Source organism: Gilvimarinus sp. DA14, from assembly GCF_024204685.1.
In the GTDB taxonomy this organism is placed as follows: domain Bacteria; phylum Pseudomonadota; class Gammaproteobacteria; order Pseudomonadales; family Cellvibrionaceae; genus Gilvimarinus.
The window spans coordinates 3,858,733-3,874,675 of record NZ_CP100350.1 but is presented as its reverse complement, the minus strand read 5'-3'; the positions used below and the strand labels follow the sequence as shown (position 1 = coordinate 3,874,675).

Sequence of the window (15,943 nt, the reverse complement as noted above, 5' to 3'; positions counted from 1 at the left end):
CAAAACTTGCAAATGCTGGTAAAATGCCCCACTTTTAAAACTACTGGTAACCGTGGAGTCACACAATGACATTCGTAGTTGGGGATAACTGCATTAAATGTAAACACACCGACTGTGTGGAAGTTTGTCCGGTCGACTGCTTTTACGAAGGCCCCAATTTTTTGGTGATTCACCCAGACGAGTGTATCGACTGCGCCCTGTGTGAACCAGAATGCCCCGTAGACGCCATTTTCTCGGAAGACGAGCTGCCAGAGGGGCAAGAAGTTTATCTGGAGCTAAACGCTGAGCTGGCAGAAGTGTGGCCCAATATCACCGAGAAAAAAGACGCGCCAGAAGACGCCGAAGAATGGGATGGTGTTGAGAATAAACTGCAATACTTAGAGCGCTAAAACCGTTCAAGCAGCAGCCCTAAAAAAACCGCGCCTGGCGCGGTTTTTTTAGGGCTGGAGTTTTAACAAAGCTCAGGCACCAAATAAATTCTCGCTGCTCAGTCCCTGCTTTTCCAGAATATCCCGCAGCCGACGCAGTGCCTCAACCTGAATTTGCCGCACCCGTTCGCGGGTAAGACCAATCGCCTTGCCCACTTCTTCCAAGGTGCTAACCTCATGGCCGCGCAAGCCGAAGCGGCGCGCCAAAACTTCGCGCTGCTTTTCGCTTAAATCGTCGAGCCATAAGTCCAGGCTGGTGTTCATATTGTCGTCTTGCATCAGCGACGCCGGATCAGTGTCCTGCGCGTCGGCGATAGTATCGACAATTGTGCGATCCGATGAGTTGCCGATGGGCACATCCACAGAGGTGACTCGCTCATTCAACCCCAGCATTTTTTCTACATCGCTCACTGGCTTATCCAGCATGGTAGCGATTTCATCCGCCGAAGGCTCATGATCGAGTTTTTGAGTCAGCTCACGCGCGGCACGCAAATAGACGTTTAATTCTTTGACTACATGAATCGGCAGCCGAATAGTGCGGGTCTGGTTCATAATCGCCCGCTCGATGGTCTGGCGAATCCACCAGGTTGCATAGGTAGAGAAGCGAAAGCCCCGCTCGGGGTCGAACTTTTCTACCGCGCGAATCAGACCCAGGTTGCCCTCTTCGATTAAGTCCAGCAAGGCCAGTCCTCGATTGACATAGCGGCGCGAAATCTTAACCACCAAGCGCAAATTGCTTTCAATCATGCGCTTGCGCGAGGCCTCACAACCCTTGAGCGCCTTGCGAGAAAAGTACACTTCTTCTTCGGCGGTCAACAGCGGCGAAAAGCCTATTTCATTTAAATAAAGCTGGGTGGCATCGAGATTGGAGTTATCGGCGGCGAACTGATCGTCCGGTCGTTTTCGTTTGGTACGGTTTGGGGTGGTTTTGGGTTCTTCTAATACGACCTCTTCAACGTCAGACTCTACAGACTGAGCAATCAAGATATCGTCCCGTTCGTTACTACTTGTTTCCCTGTTTTCTACTGGCATGGCAAGGTCCCCTTATTGGTCCTCTCCGGCAAATACCTCTTGCCGACCTTTGTCAACTCAAGTGGTACTCGTATAGCTACTTCCTGTAGGTTTCATTTTTAAGACAGGCCGTGCAAGTTCAATAAACTTTTCTGCTAACGTTTGGGCAAATACGTTAGCGGATTTACTGGCTTGCCCTCGCGCCTGATTTCAAAATGCAATTTCTCTTTATCGGTACCACTAGAACCTAGTTCGGCAATCTGCTGGCCACCTTTCACACTTTCTCCCTCTTTCACCTGAAGCGCCCGGTTGTGGGCGTAGGCACTGAGAAAGGTTTCATTATGCTTAACGATAACCAGCTTACCGTACCCGCGCAGCCCCGTACCGGCGTAAACCACATGCCCGTCAGCGGCTGCCACTACAGGCTCCCCCAATTTGCCGCCAATATCAATACCTTTATTCAGGCCGCTCGAAGAACTAAACCCCGCTATCACTCTGCCACGAGCAGGCCACTGCCACTTCACCGGACCGGTAAGCATGGGCGGCGGCGTGTTATCGCTAACGCTCGGTGTTTTATTTTCAGAACGCGGCGCTTTGGCAGGTGTTGCCGGAGCCGGCCTACTGGGCGATTTAACCGCGGTTGTGCGCACCGGTTCAGGCGCGGGCTGGCGCACTGCAATAGCCGGTGGTGGTTTGCGTTTCGAGGCGTCATCTACATCCAGGCGCAGCTGCTGCGAAGCGTAAATGGTATAAGGTGGGCCTATGCCGTTGTGCCTGGCCAACTGACGAAAATCCAGGCCATAGCGCCAGGCAATGCTGTAGAGGGTTTCGTTGGGGGCGACTGTATGCACGAGAATCTTGCGCGTGGGCGGCTGCTGTCGGTCTGCCACTTGCGCAGGCGGCGCTGAGGAACAAGCCGCCAAAAACAGCATGTTCAATATAATGAACAGCCTAATTGGGTGCCACCTTGTCCTCCACCGCACTGTTAGCATTCCGGGCTCCCGGTCTTGGCTCCAATCACACCCCACCTTATTTACAATTGCGATTAGCAATATGGGGTTATTAGAAATTTATCTTAAATTTCAGAAAAAAATCTTGCAAAAGCGCCAAAGCCAGATAGTCACAACAACCATATGTTAAATACTATCTTTGCGCTTACGTCCCACCACTTCTAATACCAGCACCAAAGCAAACCCCAGCGCTGCGCACAGAGATACCGACCCAAGATCTGGGGAAACGCCGGTAGCCGCTTCATACAACCAGGGTGAAATATTTTCTTGCACGACCGGCACGGTCTCACCGTGACGGTTGACCCGCTCAACCAACACTTGCTTCCAGGGCCAGACAATCACCAGCGAGCCGGCGAGAAAACCTGTTAGCACCCCGAGTGTGACGCGTCGCCAGTGCTGTAATAACCAGTACAAAACATGAGAGAACAACAGCAAACCAAGCACACAGCCGCTGCCAAATAGCACCAGAATTTTAAAATCCAACTCGGTCACGGCGCGTACAAACACAGGATACATGCCCATAACCAGCAGCAAAAAACTGCCCGAAACACCGGGTAGAATCATCGCGCAGATGGCTACGGCACCGGCGCCCAGCACGGTCAGTGAATTTACCGGCACCGCCACAGGCTTTAATACCGCAACGGCCATTGCTGCGAGTATCCCCAAGACTACTGCGATAAGAGTTTTCGGGTGAAGTAAATCCAAGCTGCGGGCCAAATACACCGTAGAGGCGACAATCAGCCCACAGAAAAAGCCCCACACCTGCAACGGATAATGACTTAGCGCCTGAGCAATAAAGTGAGATAAGGTGGCAATGCTAAACAAAACCCCGCCAAACAAGGCGACTAAGAAGCTGCCATCCACGTGACGCCAGGCGGCAGCCAGACCTTCGCGTTTTAATATCAGCAACACCTGCGGGGTAAAAGATTTGAGAGCCTTGAGTAAGCGCTCGTAAATACCCGTGATAAAAGCGATGGTACCGCCGGAGACACCGGGTACCACATCGGCCGCCCCCATCGCCATGCCTTTTAAAAAGGTGGGGGCGTAACGCTTAAGCACCTCCAACAGCATTAACGCGTAGTCCCCGATAACAGCGGAACAAACTTCACCGGTTCCAGCTCTTGGGTTATAAATTTTTCTGAGTCGCCATCGCGAATAACGAGATGTAGGCTTTGCGCTTGCCCTCCTACCGGAATCACCAGCACGCCATTGGGAGCCAACTGCTGTTTTAGTTCTTCAGGGACAAACTGTGGCGCAGCGGTGCTGAGTATGCCATCGAAAGGCCCCATGGATGGCCAACCGAAGCCGCCATCGGCATGACTAAGTTGCACGTTACGCAGTCCCAAGTCGCGAAGCCTTTGGCGCGCTCTATCCTGCAGGGGTTTTATGCGTTCGACACTGAACACCTGCTCGACCAACTGCGCCAACACAGCGGTTTGATAGCCAGAGCCGGTGCCAACCTCCAAGACTCGTTTTAACTTGGTACCACTGGCGGCAAGCAAAATTTCTGTCATGCGAGCAACGATGTAGGGCTGGGACAGGGTTTGCCCATAACCGATCGGTAGCGCGGAATCTTCGTAAGCGCGGTGGGACAGAGCCTCGTCGAGAAACAAGTGGCGGGGGGTGCTGCGAATAACATCCAGCACTTTATAATCACTGACCCCCTGGTCCATTAAGCGCTGCACCAGCCGCTCGCGAGTGCGCAGGGAGGTCATACCCACGCCTTCTAAAATTAAGTTACTCACGCCTATATTCACCCCGTAGTGCCGACTTAGCGGGCTTTTACCCAAAACCGGTCGGATTTTTTCTGGCGCCACTATAGCATAAATCCGCCCCTGCTCAGCTGCCAGAGACCAGCAAGGGCTAGACGATTAATTCACGCAGCAGCGACGTAGCATAGGCCCCAACGCCCAGCGAGAACGCCAGCTGCAAATGCTGCCCCTGCCAATCCCAGTTCAGGGCCTGGGGCTGACTTATCAATAGGCGCCTCTCCTGCTTTAGGCCTGTAAACTCCAAAGGCTCCAGCCAATGCTGCCAGGGCCGCAGCGCGGCCTCTTCCAATGCCCCGGCCTCGGCCGTGGTCGCCAGCCTGCCCCTACCCCACAGAGGGCCGGTAATAATGTTGTCGAGCTTGATGTCGCCATCTATCTCGCTGTGCCAAATATTCATTTCTATGCGCTTTGCCAGCACCTGATTAAACAGGTAACTGCGAGCAGCGGAGAGGTATAAAGAACGCTTGTGGCGATTTTTCACCTTAATGCCATCCACCAGCATACGGTTGGCCGCCTCCAAATTGCCGCCATCGATACCAAAGCGCTGCACACCAAAATAGTTGGGCACCCCGTGCCGAGCGATACGCTGTAAGCGAGCTTCGACAGCCGCTTTATCGGCCGTAAAATTGCGCAATAAAATCACAAAACAATTACTGCGATGCTGGCCGCGTCTGAGTTTTTGCCTGTGTCTGCACACCTGCAACAGCGTGACCGACTCACTATTGAGAGCCTGCCAATCCGGTTCGTCGCCTTTGGGAAAATACACGCTGAACCACTGCCGCGTAACGCCGTGGCGGTCTTTAAGCCCGCAATAACCCACATCGCGTGGTTCGACCCCTGCCAACCGGGCGATGGTTCGGGCCAGCCACTCGGTGTTATCGCCGCGCTTTTCCACCTGAAGGTATACATGCTCGCCGCTACCATCGCAGGTAAAGCCCAGGTCTTCGTTAACGTAGAAATCTTCCAACTGCTCGCGAAACCCGGCCTCGCCCAAAGGGTCACCATGAGCACGCGGAAAATCCAGTGAATAAGTTTGCATTACAGTGGACTCAGCAACACAACAGCCTCGGCGGCAATACCCTCGCCGCGGCCGGTAAAGCCGAGTTTTTCGGTGGTGGTGGCCTTAACATTCACCTGCGATACCGCGCTGTTTAGATCATCGGCAATCGCCTGGCGCATGGCGGGAATATGCGGCGCCATTTTTGGCGCCTGGGCGATAACAGTCATATCCGCATTACCCAGCTGCCAGCCGGCGGCGCGAATTTTCTGATACACCAAACGCAACAGCTCGCGACTGTTGGCGCCTTTGTACTGCGGGTCGGTATCGGGAAAATGTTGGCCGATATCGCCTAAACCGCAGGCGCCTAACAATGCATCGCACAGCGCGTGCAAAAGCACATCGCCATCGGAATGAGCCACCAGCCCTTGGCTGTATGGAATAACCACCCCGCCAATGACTATTTTTTCACCCGGGCCAAACTTATGGACATCAAAGCCCTGACCTATGCGCATATTCACCCTTTGTTTAGCTGTTGACTCAAAATAAGATTGGCCAGCAGTAAATCCTCTGGCCGGGTAATTTTAATATTGTCGCGATGTCCCTCCACCAACTCTGGCCGCTGACCCGCCCATTCCATCGCACTGGCTTCGTCGGTAATCTCAAAACCGGCATCAAGCGCCCCCTGCAAAGCCTGTAGCAAGCCATCCAGTTCAAACATCTGCGGCGTGAAAGCGGACCATAAATCCTGGCGCGACACTGTGTTCTCTATTGCGCCGTTAGCACCAGATTTTTTTAGGGTATCGCTCACAGGCGCTGCCAAAATCCCACCTTGGGCACAAGCCATAAGACGCTCAATATCGGCCACGCGTACACACGGGCGCGCCGCATCATGCACCAGTACCCGGCCTCGCAGACCTTGACCCTGTAAATGGCTCAGCGCTGCCAACACCGAGTGCGCCCGCTCGGCGCCGCCGGTCACCGTTTGGATTCGCGGATGCTGGGAGAGACTGAGGTTGCGCCAGAAAGTGTCGTGCGCCGAAATGGCCACCACAATCGTGGCAATATTAGGAATAGATAATAGTTTTTTCAGGGTCTGCTCAATGACGGTGCTGCCAGCAAGAGGCAGATACTGCTTGGGCATGTCGGCGGCCATGCGGCTACCTATGCCTGCGGCTGGCACAACCGCGTAAAAAAGATCACAACTCATGGGGGCTCACTGTTCTTTCTGGGTCATAAAAAAGGTCTCGCCTTCTTTAATCATCCCCATATCGCTGCGGGCGCGCTCTTCAATAACATCCAGGCCGTTTTTAAGGTTTTCCACCTCAACCGCCAACACCCTGTTACGATCACGCAAGCGTTCGTTTTCTATTTGCTGGCGCTCAATTTCCTGAACCAGACGCGCACGATGGGCGTAGCTCCCCTCTCCTACCCACAGCCGATACTGTAGGGTTAGAAAAACCGCGATAAGAACTGCCAGCAACCATTTCATAGGCGGCAGTTTAGCGCAGAGCCCAACCACTGACTATAAGCAAACCCTGCCGACTGGTATAATAGGCCGTTTTTTACCCGTCTTACCTTATGGCCAAAAAGAAACCCGAAGTGCGGATTAACAACTGGGGGATTTACACTCCCTGGGATCATCAATCCAAACATCTGCCCGAACTGATTAAAGTGACCCACGACATCCCCTGTGAAGTGGGGATTGAGTTTGGTTATATCGTCAATATTAAAAAAGCCAAGAACCGCAAGCTGCAGTACTGTATTTACCACCCCAATATTCCCGATGACGACGGCAAACCGCTCGCGCCCTTTGCCGGTGAGGAATACATTCGCCAGAACGACTGGAACTTTTTTATTGGCGATACCATTTGGGAGCCCATTGAAAACAAAGCCGGCCCCTGGCGTATTACCCTCGCTATTGACGGCGAGCTGATCGCCGACAAGACCTTTCAAATGTTTATCCCGGAATAAAAAAGGGCCGCTTACGCGGCCCTTTACTCGGTGGTACCTCCCTGTACCGGTTCAGATTACTGGCAAATAGAACCTGTTACATTTGGCACTACAGCATTGCTACCGCCTTTTTGTACCTGCATACCAAACTCTACGGTCTGGCCCGGCTGAATCTGACTGTTCCAGCCCATATCGCTAGCGCTGTAGGGCGAGCTACCAGAAATAACCGCATTCCAGCTGTTGGTCATGGTGGACCCATCGGTAAACTGCCAGTTCACATTCCAACCATTAATGACGCTGTCGCCCTGGTTAGTGATGCGAATCAGGCCGATGTAACCGCTGTTCCACTCGTTGCTGACCACAAATTCACACAGAGCGCCTTCGCCACCGCCGGTTTCACCCACGGTTACTGTGGTTGAGGCGGTGTCGCTGTCGGTGCCATCGTCAGCGGTTAAGCTTACGGTGTAAGTACCCGCCTGAGCGTAGCTAACCGAGGCGGTGCTGCCCTGGGCACTCTGGCCATTGCCAAAGTCCCAGCTGAAGCTCAGCGCATCGCCGTCGGGGTCGGAAGAGCAGCTGGCGTCAAAGTTGACCGCCTCTCCGGTATTTACCTCGGCATTGAGCGGGCTCAGACAAGCCACAGGGGCGGTATTGGTCGGCTCGCTCACCGCATTCAGGGTGATAGACGAGCTGGCCTGAGTTTCCGCACCGCCGTCATCCAAGGCGGTCACGCTGATGGTAAAGCTGCCCTCAGCGGATGGCGCAGTCACCGTCACCATATTGCCATCGGTAACGTCGGTCACTACCAGGTCGTTAACGCGCACCCTGACCCCGCTGGCGTTATCCAAAGCGAACTGCACCTGCACATCGCTGCCGGGTGTTACCTCGGCGCCGCTGGCCGGCGAAGTGATTGCCACTGACGGCACGGCTTCGGCCTCTACCGCAATAGACACGGTAGCCGGGTCGGATTCGGCACCGGCGTTATCCGTAACACTGTAGGTAAACGAATCGCTGCCGCTAAAGCCCACATCGGGGGTGTAGACCAAATTCGCACCCGAGCCGCTTAAGCTGCCATTAAGTGGCGCTTCAAGAATGTTATAGCTCTGCACGCTGCCGTCATCGTCACTGCCCTGCAGGGTAACGTCTACGGCCGTTTCAAACTCGGTGCTAACAGACACATCCGAGGCGCTGGGCACGCAGTTAACACCGGTATCGCCACCGCAGCCACCACCGGGCTCTTCACCGCTGATCAATCCTTCCGAGGTGTAAATCGGAATCACCGTAGAGGGGTGGCCGTATTGCTCTGAAGTATTTTGATAGGCCGGATCAAAGGACGGGTCGTTGCTGCTGTCCCACACGTTTTCATTGGTATTGGTGGGCAGAGACGCGCGGAACTGTACCTCGCGGCGATGCGCCGACTGGCCGCCGGGGAAAATCATATCACCGGCAAAGCTGACTTCGGTGTAGTAAATATGATCGACCGGATCACCCCAGCTTTGCAGCGGGCTGATGGAGGTCGCCTGAGAATAGCCCGAGGTCATGGTGATATCGTCCACGGTATATCCGGCGGCGTAGGCTTCACTTAAATCGTAGAAATAGCGGAACGAGAAATCATCGCGCCCCTCGGCCGGCGTGGTGCTGCGGTTTTGCAGTACCGCGCGAATTTCCACATGACGTGGCCCCGAGCTGTTCACCTTAGCGCCAATGATGAATTCATCGTCGCCGCGCTCCTCGCTAGGTGGGAACTGCGAGTCGGGCAAGGCGCTGCCGCCGTAATCGGCAAACATGGCCGCCGCCGCACTGGTAAAGCCCGAGTTATAATCCACGGCCACCTCGTTCATGATGTAGTCGCCGCGATCTTCGACATAGTTGGTGTCCGCATCCGGGCCCGCCACCACAGCGCCGTATAAAACATGACGCTGCTGATCAGGCGTTTGCAAACTGTCGGCCCAGCTGCCGTGGGAGCCACGGTGGTGAACGTTGGTGGGGTAGTCGTTGCCATAGCCGATTAAAAAGCTTCGGTTAGCCGGGTTTTCCCCCAAAATATAATCGATTTGCGTCACACCAAAGTCTTGGTAACGCGACTTCAATGGGTCGCTGCTATCGAGCGAATCGGCATAGTACAAAGCCAGGTAGGCGATATTGGCCGCGTAGCGGTTGACGCCCCAACCCGAGCTATCCACCACCACAATTCCGCCCGGCGTGCGATTGCCATCGCCCACACTCCAGTGGTCTAAGTAGCGCTGGGCATCAGTGTGAAAACGCTCTTCATCCAGCAGGGAAGCCAGCATTACGTAAACGCCATAGGCTTTGTCGTTCCAACCCAATGACCAGGTATAAACCGGCGTAGTGGATTGATTCTCGGTGCCCATTTGATCGTAATAGGCCAGCGCTTTATCCAGGTAGGCGTCATCGCCTGTGGCGCGCCACAGCCAGACCGCACCCCAAGCCATTTCGTCCCAGTAGACACCATAAGTAGAGTTATAAAACTGCTGCGCATCGGTAATGCAGTTGGAATACGCGTTGTCCACGCCGTCGGTCCCGGTGGTCGCTTCCGCAAAGGCAAACAATTGTTCGGCGTGGGTTAACAGCTCGCTGGCGTAAGCCGAATCGGTGGGGCTAAATACCATGGAAGACGACGCCATGGCGGCAGCCGTCTCGGCCGCCAAATCCGGGCCGGGGCAGTTCATATCAATTTTCATTGATACCCGGGAGTCGGGAATTTTATGGTGCACGACTTCCGCCGGGCCCCAGAAGGTATGGTCTTGCCCGCCTATACCTACCTGGCCATAAAGCACATTGGGCTCGGGGTGGGCGTTAATAAAATAATCGTTCACAAAACGCAGGTTGTTTAACAGGTGCTCCATCTGGCCAGAATCTTCATAGGCCTGGCGATAATCGACCCCGCCCCACGCCAGTAATGTGGTAGTGGCAGCCATAGGAAAACCAAATTTAACGTGGTCGCCCGCATCGAACCAACCACCGCGCAAATCCAGGCCTACATCATCGCCGTCATTGGGGGTCGAATCACCGCGCCAGGGTACGCGGTTCCATTCGGGCAGCGGGCCCGCCTGTTGGGCTTCGTAAAAGTACAGAGATTTTTGCAGCGCTTCGCCGTAATTTTGTTGTTGGGCATTGGCCGATGCCGACATCAGCACACCGGCGGCGCACGCACCTAAGGTTATAAGTTTTATCCGTTGCAAGGTGGAATCCTCCATTATGGATTTTGGTCTCTCGAACATAGTTATTGTGATTACAGCCACTGTCCCACCACATGAACACAGCGGGCAAACCAAACGGGCGCCTTAAGCGCCCGTTGGAATACTGACTTAGTCGCAGATATCGCCGGTTACCTGAACCTCACCGGGCGATCCGCTGGCCTGGAAGCCAAAGGTAATCGACTCCCCAGCGGCAATGGTTTGGTTATACCCAGCGGCCGATGCCTGGTAGGGGTTATTACCGGTAATATCCGCCGACCAGCTATTGGTAATGGCAACGTTTTCGTCGTACTCCCACTGCACATTCCAACCGTTAATATCAGTGTCGCTGTCGTTGGTAATTGTCACTTCACCGATAAATCCGTTACCCCACGAGTTGCTAACGGTATGAGCGCAGTTAGCGCTGGCGGGAACCGAAGAGCTGGAGCTGCTGGAAACCGAAGAACTACTGGAAGAAGAGCTGGAGCTGGAAGCACCGCCCTCAACCACACCATAAGGCTCGGGCTGAGATTCACAGGTGGTTACCGACACACAGCTGGCGCCATTCTCATAACCCCAACCGCTTTGCGTGTTTTCACACAAAGGCGTTGCGGTCCCATACCAATTACAGTAGCTGCCCGTCGGGGTAGACGATGAAGAAGAGGATGACGACGAACCACCGTCTACCACTACAAACGCACTGACATACTGCGTTGGCGCCTGGGCATAGACACGGTTTTCAGTAGCACTTGCTACCGGCGCTACATCACCGTCGCTGTCCACCACGCCAATACGAACATCAGTATTGAGCTCGTTAACCGCTTCGGCTAATGCCAATGTCCACGCGCTTGCTGCAGCGGTTTCTTCACTTAGCTCCAATGCGTTGTCGGGCAGGTACACATCGGTACCGCCATCGGTTACCAGACGAAGCTGTACGGTATCACCGGCATTTAAGGTTTGTGCGGTATCGGTTAATGCGCCCAAGCTATCCCAGTTCGAGGCCGCTTCGGGCAGGTGATCGATAGTCACCGAGGTAATACTGCTGCTGTCGGCATTGCTAGCCTCTAGCGACACAGTGACGGTTTGCTCGCTGTCGGTGTCACTCAGGGTTAGTACGGTGTCTACACCTGTGCTATCACTCAGGCTATAGGCCGCGCTTTGGGGCGACACACTCCACTGATAGCTAAGATCATCGCCTTGCGAGTTAGCCGCGCTCAGCGACACTTGGCCGGCGCCGGTGACGGTGGAAACCTCGGGGGACATCTGAATATCCGCTACCACCGGAACCGGTCCGCCTCCGCCGTTAAACTCCACATCAATACAGCCGTGGAAACGCTCGTAGGTAAAATAATTGCGCCCCCACTCGCCGTAGATTACATGGCGGCCATCGCGCTCGGGCACCGTACAGGTGGTGTGAAACAGTGAGTTACCTTTATCGGGTACCACCAGTGGACTAGCGTTGGGATTGGAATCGTCGTACTCCAGTACACAGAAGGCTTCACTTTCGAAGTCATCCCAGGTTAACGCCTCGCCCACCGTATACTGAAAGCCGGGCTTGGTAATCCAGTAGCGGAACTCTTCGGTGTCATCATAGTGTGGCCCCCAGGAGATGTTCCAGGTAATAGTCTGCTCCCCGGCACTCATGGGGTTGGTAGGCCAGTCAATGGGTTTATCCCAAGGGGTGGCACCACCGCTCCAGGTTTCACTGTCAAAACCACAGACGTTATCCGGCAAGGGCTCGACCCCGGCGCGACCTACGTCGTGGGTCAGTACACTCATAAACTGATAACCGCCGTTAAAATCGTCGGCAAAGGCTTCGGCGCACGCCGTACCCGGCTGGGCCTGATCGGGTTTAGTCACGGCCCCACATGTCCAGTTACGGGATGCGGGATCGGACATCAAACCGTGTGAATAAACATTGGCCGAGGCCAACAAGGCGAGAGAACTGCAAAGCATTAATGACTTACGCATACATGGGCTCCAAAACGATTATTGTGTAGCGACGCGATTCAGATTTTTATGGGCTACAGAATCGCGCCAACTTTATGAATGACTCGTTAAAGGATTTTTGCCATTACTGCGACACACTCGCAGCCCGGCATCAATCGCCGTTTATTGAGAGCTTTTGCCGCGTGAAAATCAATTTTTAACTGGGATTTTTGAGAACCTTGCCGCAGTGAAAGCGGATTTTGGCTTAAGAATCATTTTTGTTTTTTTAGCGCCAGATCAGCTTTATTTTATTGTTATCGATACCGAATTTTTTGACAGAACTTTTCTTAATTAAGGGAAAAAATTGACGCTTAAGACAGCCCTAATGTTATCGATAAAATGAACATAACCATTTAGCTTTACTTGCAATAACCCTAGCAATGCGACACCTCTAAAGCAGGCCAGAATAAGAAAGATACAGCACTCCCCAGTTCTCTACCCTTACCCAACCACGCCATTAAACGCCTTGAGTTCTATTTATGACAAAAGTCATACCAAGAGATGACAAACCTCTATTACGCAGCACTAACAAATCGCAGAAACTGGCTTCACCGCAGCAACGGAAACACCTCACAACACAGCGGTTTACTCAAGGAGAAACACAATGAACAGATTCAGTAGATTTATCGCAACCGTTTTACTCGCCACAACCACATCGGCATTAGCCGGACAAGCTGACATTGATGCGATCGAAAACGCCTACCAAAAGGCTCAGACAGATACCCTGGCATCGCTAGTCGATGAGACGCGGGGCTATGACCAGCTCTTGGCGGAATACCGCCTGGGTATGCTCTATAGCTTTTCACAACAGGCCGAAAGAGCTAAACACACTTTTAATAACCTGATCGAAAAGCTCGAGTCACACCTTGCCGAGCACCCCGACGATGCCGAAGCACTCGCCCTGCTGGCTAATGTGCATGGGTACACCATCACTTTAGAGCCGGGCAAAGCCGCAAGCTACGGGCAAAAGTCGTACGACGCCCTGGCAAAAGCCCAAGCCCTGGCGCCTGCTAGCCCCAGAGTCAACATGATCAAAGGCATTATTGAATTTAATACCCCGGTGGCCTATGGCGGCAGCAAAGAAAACGCCCGTCAATCACTGACCAAAGCCGTAAAATACTACCAGGATGATGTAAACTCCGGAATCTATTGGGGCCACGCTGAAGCGCATATTTGGTTAGGCCTAACGCTAATGGAACAGGGTGACAAAAACGAAGCGCTGGAGCACTTTCAAACGGCGACTGAGCTGGAGCCCAACAACAGCTGGGCCCAACATTTACTAAGCAGCAACTCTCAATAAAGCCCACCCATCTTATGATTCGGCACAAGGACGTGCCAGCCAGTCGGAGAGACTATGTACGCCGAGAGCAATGCAGCACCTGACAGATTAAGAATCAGTCGGCCCTGGAGCTGGCTATCGTTTATGTTCAGTGCGTTTTACTTTTTTTCCTTTTTTTCCATGCCGCTTACCAGCCACTTTGTGCTGACATCACTGTTCTTTTATGGGCTTTTTACGCTGTGCTACGCGCGCCTGACCGACTGCCCCCTGCCCTGGGTACTTCCTATGCTGTTGGTTATGCTCACGCTGGCCATCATCTCCACGCGCTACAACCCTTCGGCGGGGGTAATATTTGGCTACACCGCCTTTTTCGCCGGCTTTTATCTCAACCGCTGGCAAGCATTGGTTGCCCTAGGCGTTATCTGTAGTTCTATATTCTTTGCTGCACACGTGCATAACCTGTGGCACAGCTACTTTATATTGCCATCAATCATTCCGACGGTCTGCATGGCGTTTATGGGGCTTTATATACAAACAACCACTCGCTTTGCCATCCGCGAAGAAGAAAACGCCGAAGAAAAACGCCAGTTAATTAAAGTCGCCGAACGCGAACGCATCGCCCGCGACCTTCACGACACACTGGGCCACACGTTATCAAGCATTGCACTAAAGGCACAGCTGGCAAAAAAGCTGGGCGATAAGGGCGACACCCAGCAAGCGCTGCGCGAAATTAACGAGGTTGCCACACTTGCCAGCGAATCATTATCCGAAGTGCGCCAAGCCATCAGCGGCTATCGCAAAACCGGCCTCGGCGAACAACTCGCCAACCTAAAGGAAAAGCTCAAAGCCGCAGGCTTTACCACTAGGGTTAGCCAACAACTAACAAAACCTGCCCCCGTTATTGAAGCGACCTTGATGTTAATCATCACCGAATCCGTCACCAATATTGTTCGCCACAGCTCGGGCAGCGCCGCGTCCATTCACTTATCTGAATCCGACAAAGATATTCAGCTTATCGTTTCCGATGATGGCAGCACGGGTCAATTTGCCTACGGCCATGGTTTGCGCGGTATAAAAGAGCGCGCCGAAGAACTTGGAGGCGGCGCAGAAATAAGCAACACTAACGGTTTTCAGATCAGGGTTATTATCCCCCATGCCGAATAATATAAAGATCTTACTCGCAGAAGACCAAAGCCTCGTAAGGGGCGCCTTATGCGCACTTCTACAGCTGGAAAACGATTTAGAAGTAGTAGCCCAAGCCGAAAACGGCAAGCGCGCTCAAGAGCTGCTACAAGAGGCTGAAGCGGACCTACTCCTAACCGATATAGAAATGCCGCTTATCAGCGGCATTGAACTGATCGAATACGCACACCAGCACTTTCCTCAACTCAAAACGGTAATCGTCACCACCTTCGGCCGTGCGGGCTACATCAAAAGAGCCCTTGGCGCTGGGGTTGATGGCTTCCTACTAAAAGACGCCCCTTCAGAACAGCTAGCCGAGGCCATACGCAAAGTCATGTCCGGCAAAAAGGTCATCGACCCCGAGCTTGCCATAGCCGCACTGGATGACACCGACCCACTATCCGACAAAGAAAGAAAAGCCCTGCGCCTGGCGGGCGAAGGAAAATCCACGGCAGAAATAGCCAAATTACTGTTTTTATCGGAAGGCACCGTGCGCAATTATTTATCGGAAGCGATCGCCAAACTCAACGCCACCAACCGCATAGACGCCGCACGAATAGCACAGCAGAAGGGGTGGTTGTAGCGTTTTCATAGTAATCAGAAAGGGTTTTCATCTTGATTACCTTGGCAGGCAGATGCCTGTAAAGATCAAAACTCAGAGACTTGACCCTCAACCTCTGAGCGGTAGCGAGTCGGGCCGCGTTTTTGCGGCGAATTGCACGCGTTTGTTACGTGTTTACTCTTCATTCGATATCGTGGACGCTTGGTGATATTTTTTTAGAGCGCTTTGTAACGTTCTGCCAGCTTTGCCAGAGTTATACAAAAACCAAATTGCCATTGAGAATAACAGAGCAAATGCAATAGACAAAGCGACATATTCTTTATTTAAAAGGCCGTAGCCAGCCATAAAAACAGATGGGATCAAATAAGGCCAATACGCCATCAATGCGTATCGGAAACTTAGGTCGTCATGTAGATATTGTTCTACAACCGCTTTTTCTTCTTGAGTTAAATTCATACTTTCCATTCACACGTAATGCCTTTGTAGCGGGCAGCGTTGTGGCGAAGCCACGCTTTTAGCTGTCCAGCACGAAGTGCGTTCGTTGACAAACTTGTTATGTGAGC

16 protein-coding genes are annotated in these 15,943 nt (G+C 53.1%); 5 read left to right on the top strand and 11 right to left on the bottom strand.

Features of this window, described 5'->3' with window-relative positions:
* The first annotated feature begins 65 nt into the window (after positions 1–65).
* Positions 66–389, top strand: a complete 324-nt coding sequence (gene fdxA / locus NHM04_RS16965; RefSeq protein WP_020210935.1) for a ferredoxin FdxA — start codon at positions 66–68, stop codon at positions 387–389.
* Positions 390–461: 72 nt separating this feature from the next.
* Here fdxA and rpoS read toward each other — a convergent pair whose 3' ends face one another.
* From rpoS to NHM04_RS16925, 8 genes are all read right to left on the bottom strand, one after another.
* The gene (gene rpoS, locus NHM04_RS16960) at positions 462–1,460 is read right to left on the bottom strand and encodes an RNA polymerase sigma factor RpoS (RefSeq protein WP_254264937.1); all 999 of its coding nucleotides are present in this window, start codon (positions 1,458–1,460) and stop codon (positions 462–464) included.
* Between the two features lie 134 nt (positions 1,461–1,594).
* Positions 1,595–2,431 carry a peptidoglycan DD-metalloendopeptidase family protein gene (locus NHM04_RS16955; RefSeq protein WP_254264936.1) on the bottom strand — a complete coding sequence of 279 codons (837 nt, stop codon included), beginning with the start codon at positions 2,429–2,431 and terminating at the stop codon, positions 1,595–1,597.
* 144 nt (positions 2,432–2,575) lie between these two features.
* Complete coding sequence (locus NHM04_RS16950; protein ID WP_254264935.1) at positions 2,576–3,520, bottom strand: DUF368 domain-containing protein; 945 nt, start codon at positions 3,518–3,520, stop codon at positions 2,576–2,578.
* A complete protein-coding gene (locus tag NHM04_RS16945) occupies positions 3,520–4,164 on the bottom strand; it encodes a protein-L-isoaspartate(D-aspartate) O-methyltransferase (RefSeq protein WP_254266660.1) in 645 nt (214 codons plus the stop codon). Before NHM04_RS16945 ends, NHM04_RS16950 begins: the two co-directional genes overlap by 1 nt.
* 148 nt (positions 4,165–4,312) lie before the next feature.
* A complete protein-coding gene (gene truD / locus NHM04_RS16940) occupies positions 4,313–5,260 on the bottom strand; it encodes a tRNA pseudouridine(13) synthase TruD (RefSeq protein WP_254264934.1) in 948 nt (315 codons plus the stop codon).
* Positions 5,260–5,733: a 2-C-methyl-D-erythritol 2,4-cyclodiphosphate synthase gene (gene ispF / locus NHM04_RS16935; protein WP_254264933.1), complete on the bottom strand. Its 474-nt coding sequence runs from the start codon at positions 5,731–5,733 to the stop codon at positions 5,260–5,262. Before ispF ends, truD begins: the two co-directional genes overlap by 1 nt.
* A gap of 2 nt (positions 5,734–5,735) precedes the next feature.
* The gene (gene ispD, locus NHM04_RS16930; protein ID WP_254264932.1) at positions 5,736–6,428 is read right to left on the bottom strand and encodes a 2-C-methyl-D-erythritol 4-phosphate cytidylyltransferase; all 693 of its coding nucleotides are present in this window, start codon (positions 6,426–6,428) and stop codon (positions 5,736–5,738) included.
* Between the two features lie 6 nt (positions 6,429–6,434).
* Positions 6,435–6,710 carry a septum formation initiator family protein gene (locus NHM04_RS16925; protein WP_254264931.1) on the bottom strand — a complete coding sequence of 92 codons (276 nt, stop codon included), beginning with the start codon at positions 6,708–6,710 and terminating at the stop codon, positions 6,435–6,437.
* Between the two features lie 89 nt (positions 6,711–6,799).
* Between NHM04_RS16925 and NHM04_RS16920 the strand changes: the two genes are divergently transcribed.
* On the top strand, positions 6,800–7,192 hold the full coding sequence (locus NHM04_RS16920) for a DUF3859 domain-containing protein (protein ID WP_254264930.1): 393 nt from the start codon (positions 6,800–6,802) through the stop codon (positions 7,190–7,192).
* Positions 7,193–7,248: 56 nt separating this feature from the next.
* Here NHM04_RS16920 and NHM04_RS16915 read toward each other — a convergent pair whose 3' ends face one another.
* Both NHM04_RS16915 and NHM04_RS16910 read right to left on the bottom strand, forming a co-directional pair.
* Positions 7,249–10,389 carry a glycoside hydrolase family 9 protein gene (locus NHM04_RS16915; RefSeq protein WP_254264929.1) on the bottom strand — a complete coding sequence of 1,047 codons (3,141 nt, stop codon included), beginning with the start codon at positions 10,387–10,389 and terminating at the stop codon, positions 7,249–7,251.
* Positions 10,390–10,500: 111 nt separating this feature from the next.
* The gene (locus NHM04_RS16910) at positions 10,501–12,339 is read right to left on the bottom strand and encodes a lytic polysaccharide monooxygenase (RefSeq protein WP_254264928.1); all 1,839 of its coding nucleotides are present in this window, start codon (positions 12,337–12,339) and stop codon (positions 10,501–10,503) included.
* Positions 12,340–12,961: 622 nt separating this feature from the next.
* Here NHM04_RS16910 and NHM04_RS16905 point away from each other — a divergent pair.
* From NHM04_RS16905 to NHM04_RS16895, 3 genes are read left to right on the top strand one after another with little or no spacing between them, the layout of a single operon-like run.
* Entirely contained in the window at positions 12,962–13,657 is a 696-nt protein-coding gene (locus NHM04_RS16905; RefSeq protein WP_254264927.1) for a tetratricopeptide repeat protein, read from the top strand.
* 54 nt (positions 13,658–13,711) lie between these two features.
* On the top strand, positions 13,712–14,800 hold the full coding sequence (locus NHM04_RS16900; protein WP_254264926.1) for a sensor histidine kinase: 1,089 nt from the start codon (positions 13,712–13,714) through the stop codon (positions 14,798–14,800).
* A complete protein-coding gene (locus tag NHM04_RS16895; RefSeq protein ID WP_254264925.1) occupies positions 14,790–15,401 on the top strand; it encodes a response regulator transcription factor in 612 nt (203 codons plus the stop codon). Before NHM04_RS16900 ends, NHM04_RS16895 begins: the two co-directional genes overlap by 11 nt.
* Positions 15,402–15,554: 153 nt before the next feature.
* Here the strand turns inward: NHM04_RS16895 and NHM04_RS16890 are convergent, their stop codons facing one another.
* The gene (locus NHM04_RS16890; protein ID WP_254264924.1) at positions 15,555–15,845 is read right to left on the bottom strand and encodes a hypothetical protein; all 291 of its coding nucleotides are present in this window, start codon (positions 15,843–15,845) and stop codon (positions 15,555–15,557) included.
* Positions 15,846–15,943 lie beyond the last annotated feature (98 nt).

Bases quoted from the DNA above. Each gene is read 5' to 3' on its own strand.
- fdxA (WP_020210935.1), top strand. From the start codon at position 66: ATGACATTCGTAGTTGGGGATAACTGCATTAAATGTAAACACACCGAC.
- rpoS (WP_254264937.1), bottom strand. From the start codon at position 1,460: ATGCCAGTAGAAAACAGGGAAACAAGTAGTAACGAACGGGACGATATC.
- NHM04_RS16955 (WP_254264936.1), bottom strand. From the start codon at position 2,431: ATGCTAACAGTGCGGTGGAGGACAAGGTGGCACCCAATTAGGCTGTTC.
- NHM04_RS16950 (WP_254264935.1), bottom strand. From the start codon at position 3,520: ATGCTGTTGGAGGTGCTTAAGCGTTACGCCCCCACCTTTTTAAAAGGC.
- NHM04_RS16945 (WP_254266660.1), bottom strand. From the start codon at position 4,164: ATGACCTCCCTGCGCACTCGCGAGCGGCTGGTGCAGCGCTTAATGGAC.
- truD (WP_254264934.1), bottom strand. From the start codon at position 5,260: ATGCAAACTTATTCACTGGATTTTCCGCGTGCTCATGGTGACCCTTTG.
- ispF (WP_254264933.1), bottom strand. From the start codon at position 5,733: ATGCGCATAGGTCAGGGCTTTGATGTCCATAAGTTTGGCCCGGGTGAA.
- ispD (WP_254264932.1), bottom strand. From the start codon at position 6,428: ATGAGTTGTGATCTTTTTTACGCGGTTGTGCCAGCCGCAGGCATAGGT.
- NHM04_RS16925 (WP_254264931.1), bottom strand. From the start codon at position 6,710: ATGAAATGGTTGCTGGCAGTTCTTATCGCGGTTTTTCTAACCCTACAG.
- NHM04_RS16920 (WP_254264930.1), top strand. From the start codon at position 6,800: ATGGCCAAAAAGAAACCCGAAGTGCGGATTAACAACTGGGGGATTTAC.
- NHM04_RS16915 (WP_254264929.1), bottom strand. From the start codon at position 10,389: ATGGAGGATTCCACCTTGCAACGGATAAAACTTATAACCTTAGGTGCG.
- NHM04_RS16910 (WP_254264928.1), bottom strand. From the start codon at position 12,339: ATGCGTAAGTCATTAATGCTTTGCAGTTCTCTCGCCTTGTTGGCCTCG.
- NHM04_RS16905 (WP_254264927.1), top strand. From the start codon at position 12,962: ATGAACAGATTCAGTAGATTTATCGCAACCGTTTTACTCGCCACAACC.
- NHM04_RS16900 (WP_254264926.1), top strand. From the start codon at position 13,712: ATGTACGCCGAGAGCAATGCAGCACCTGACAGATTAAGAATCAGTCGG.
- NHM04_RS16895 (WP_254264925.1), top strand. From the start codon at position 14,790: ATGCCGAATAATATAAAGATCTTACTCGCAGAAGACCAAAGCCTCGTA.
- NHM04_RS16890 (WP_254264924.1), bottom strand. From the start codon at position 15,845: ATGGAAAGTATGAATTTAACTCAAGAAGAAAAAGCGGTTGTAGAACAA.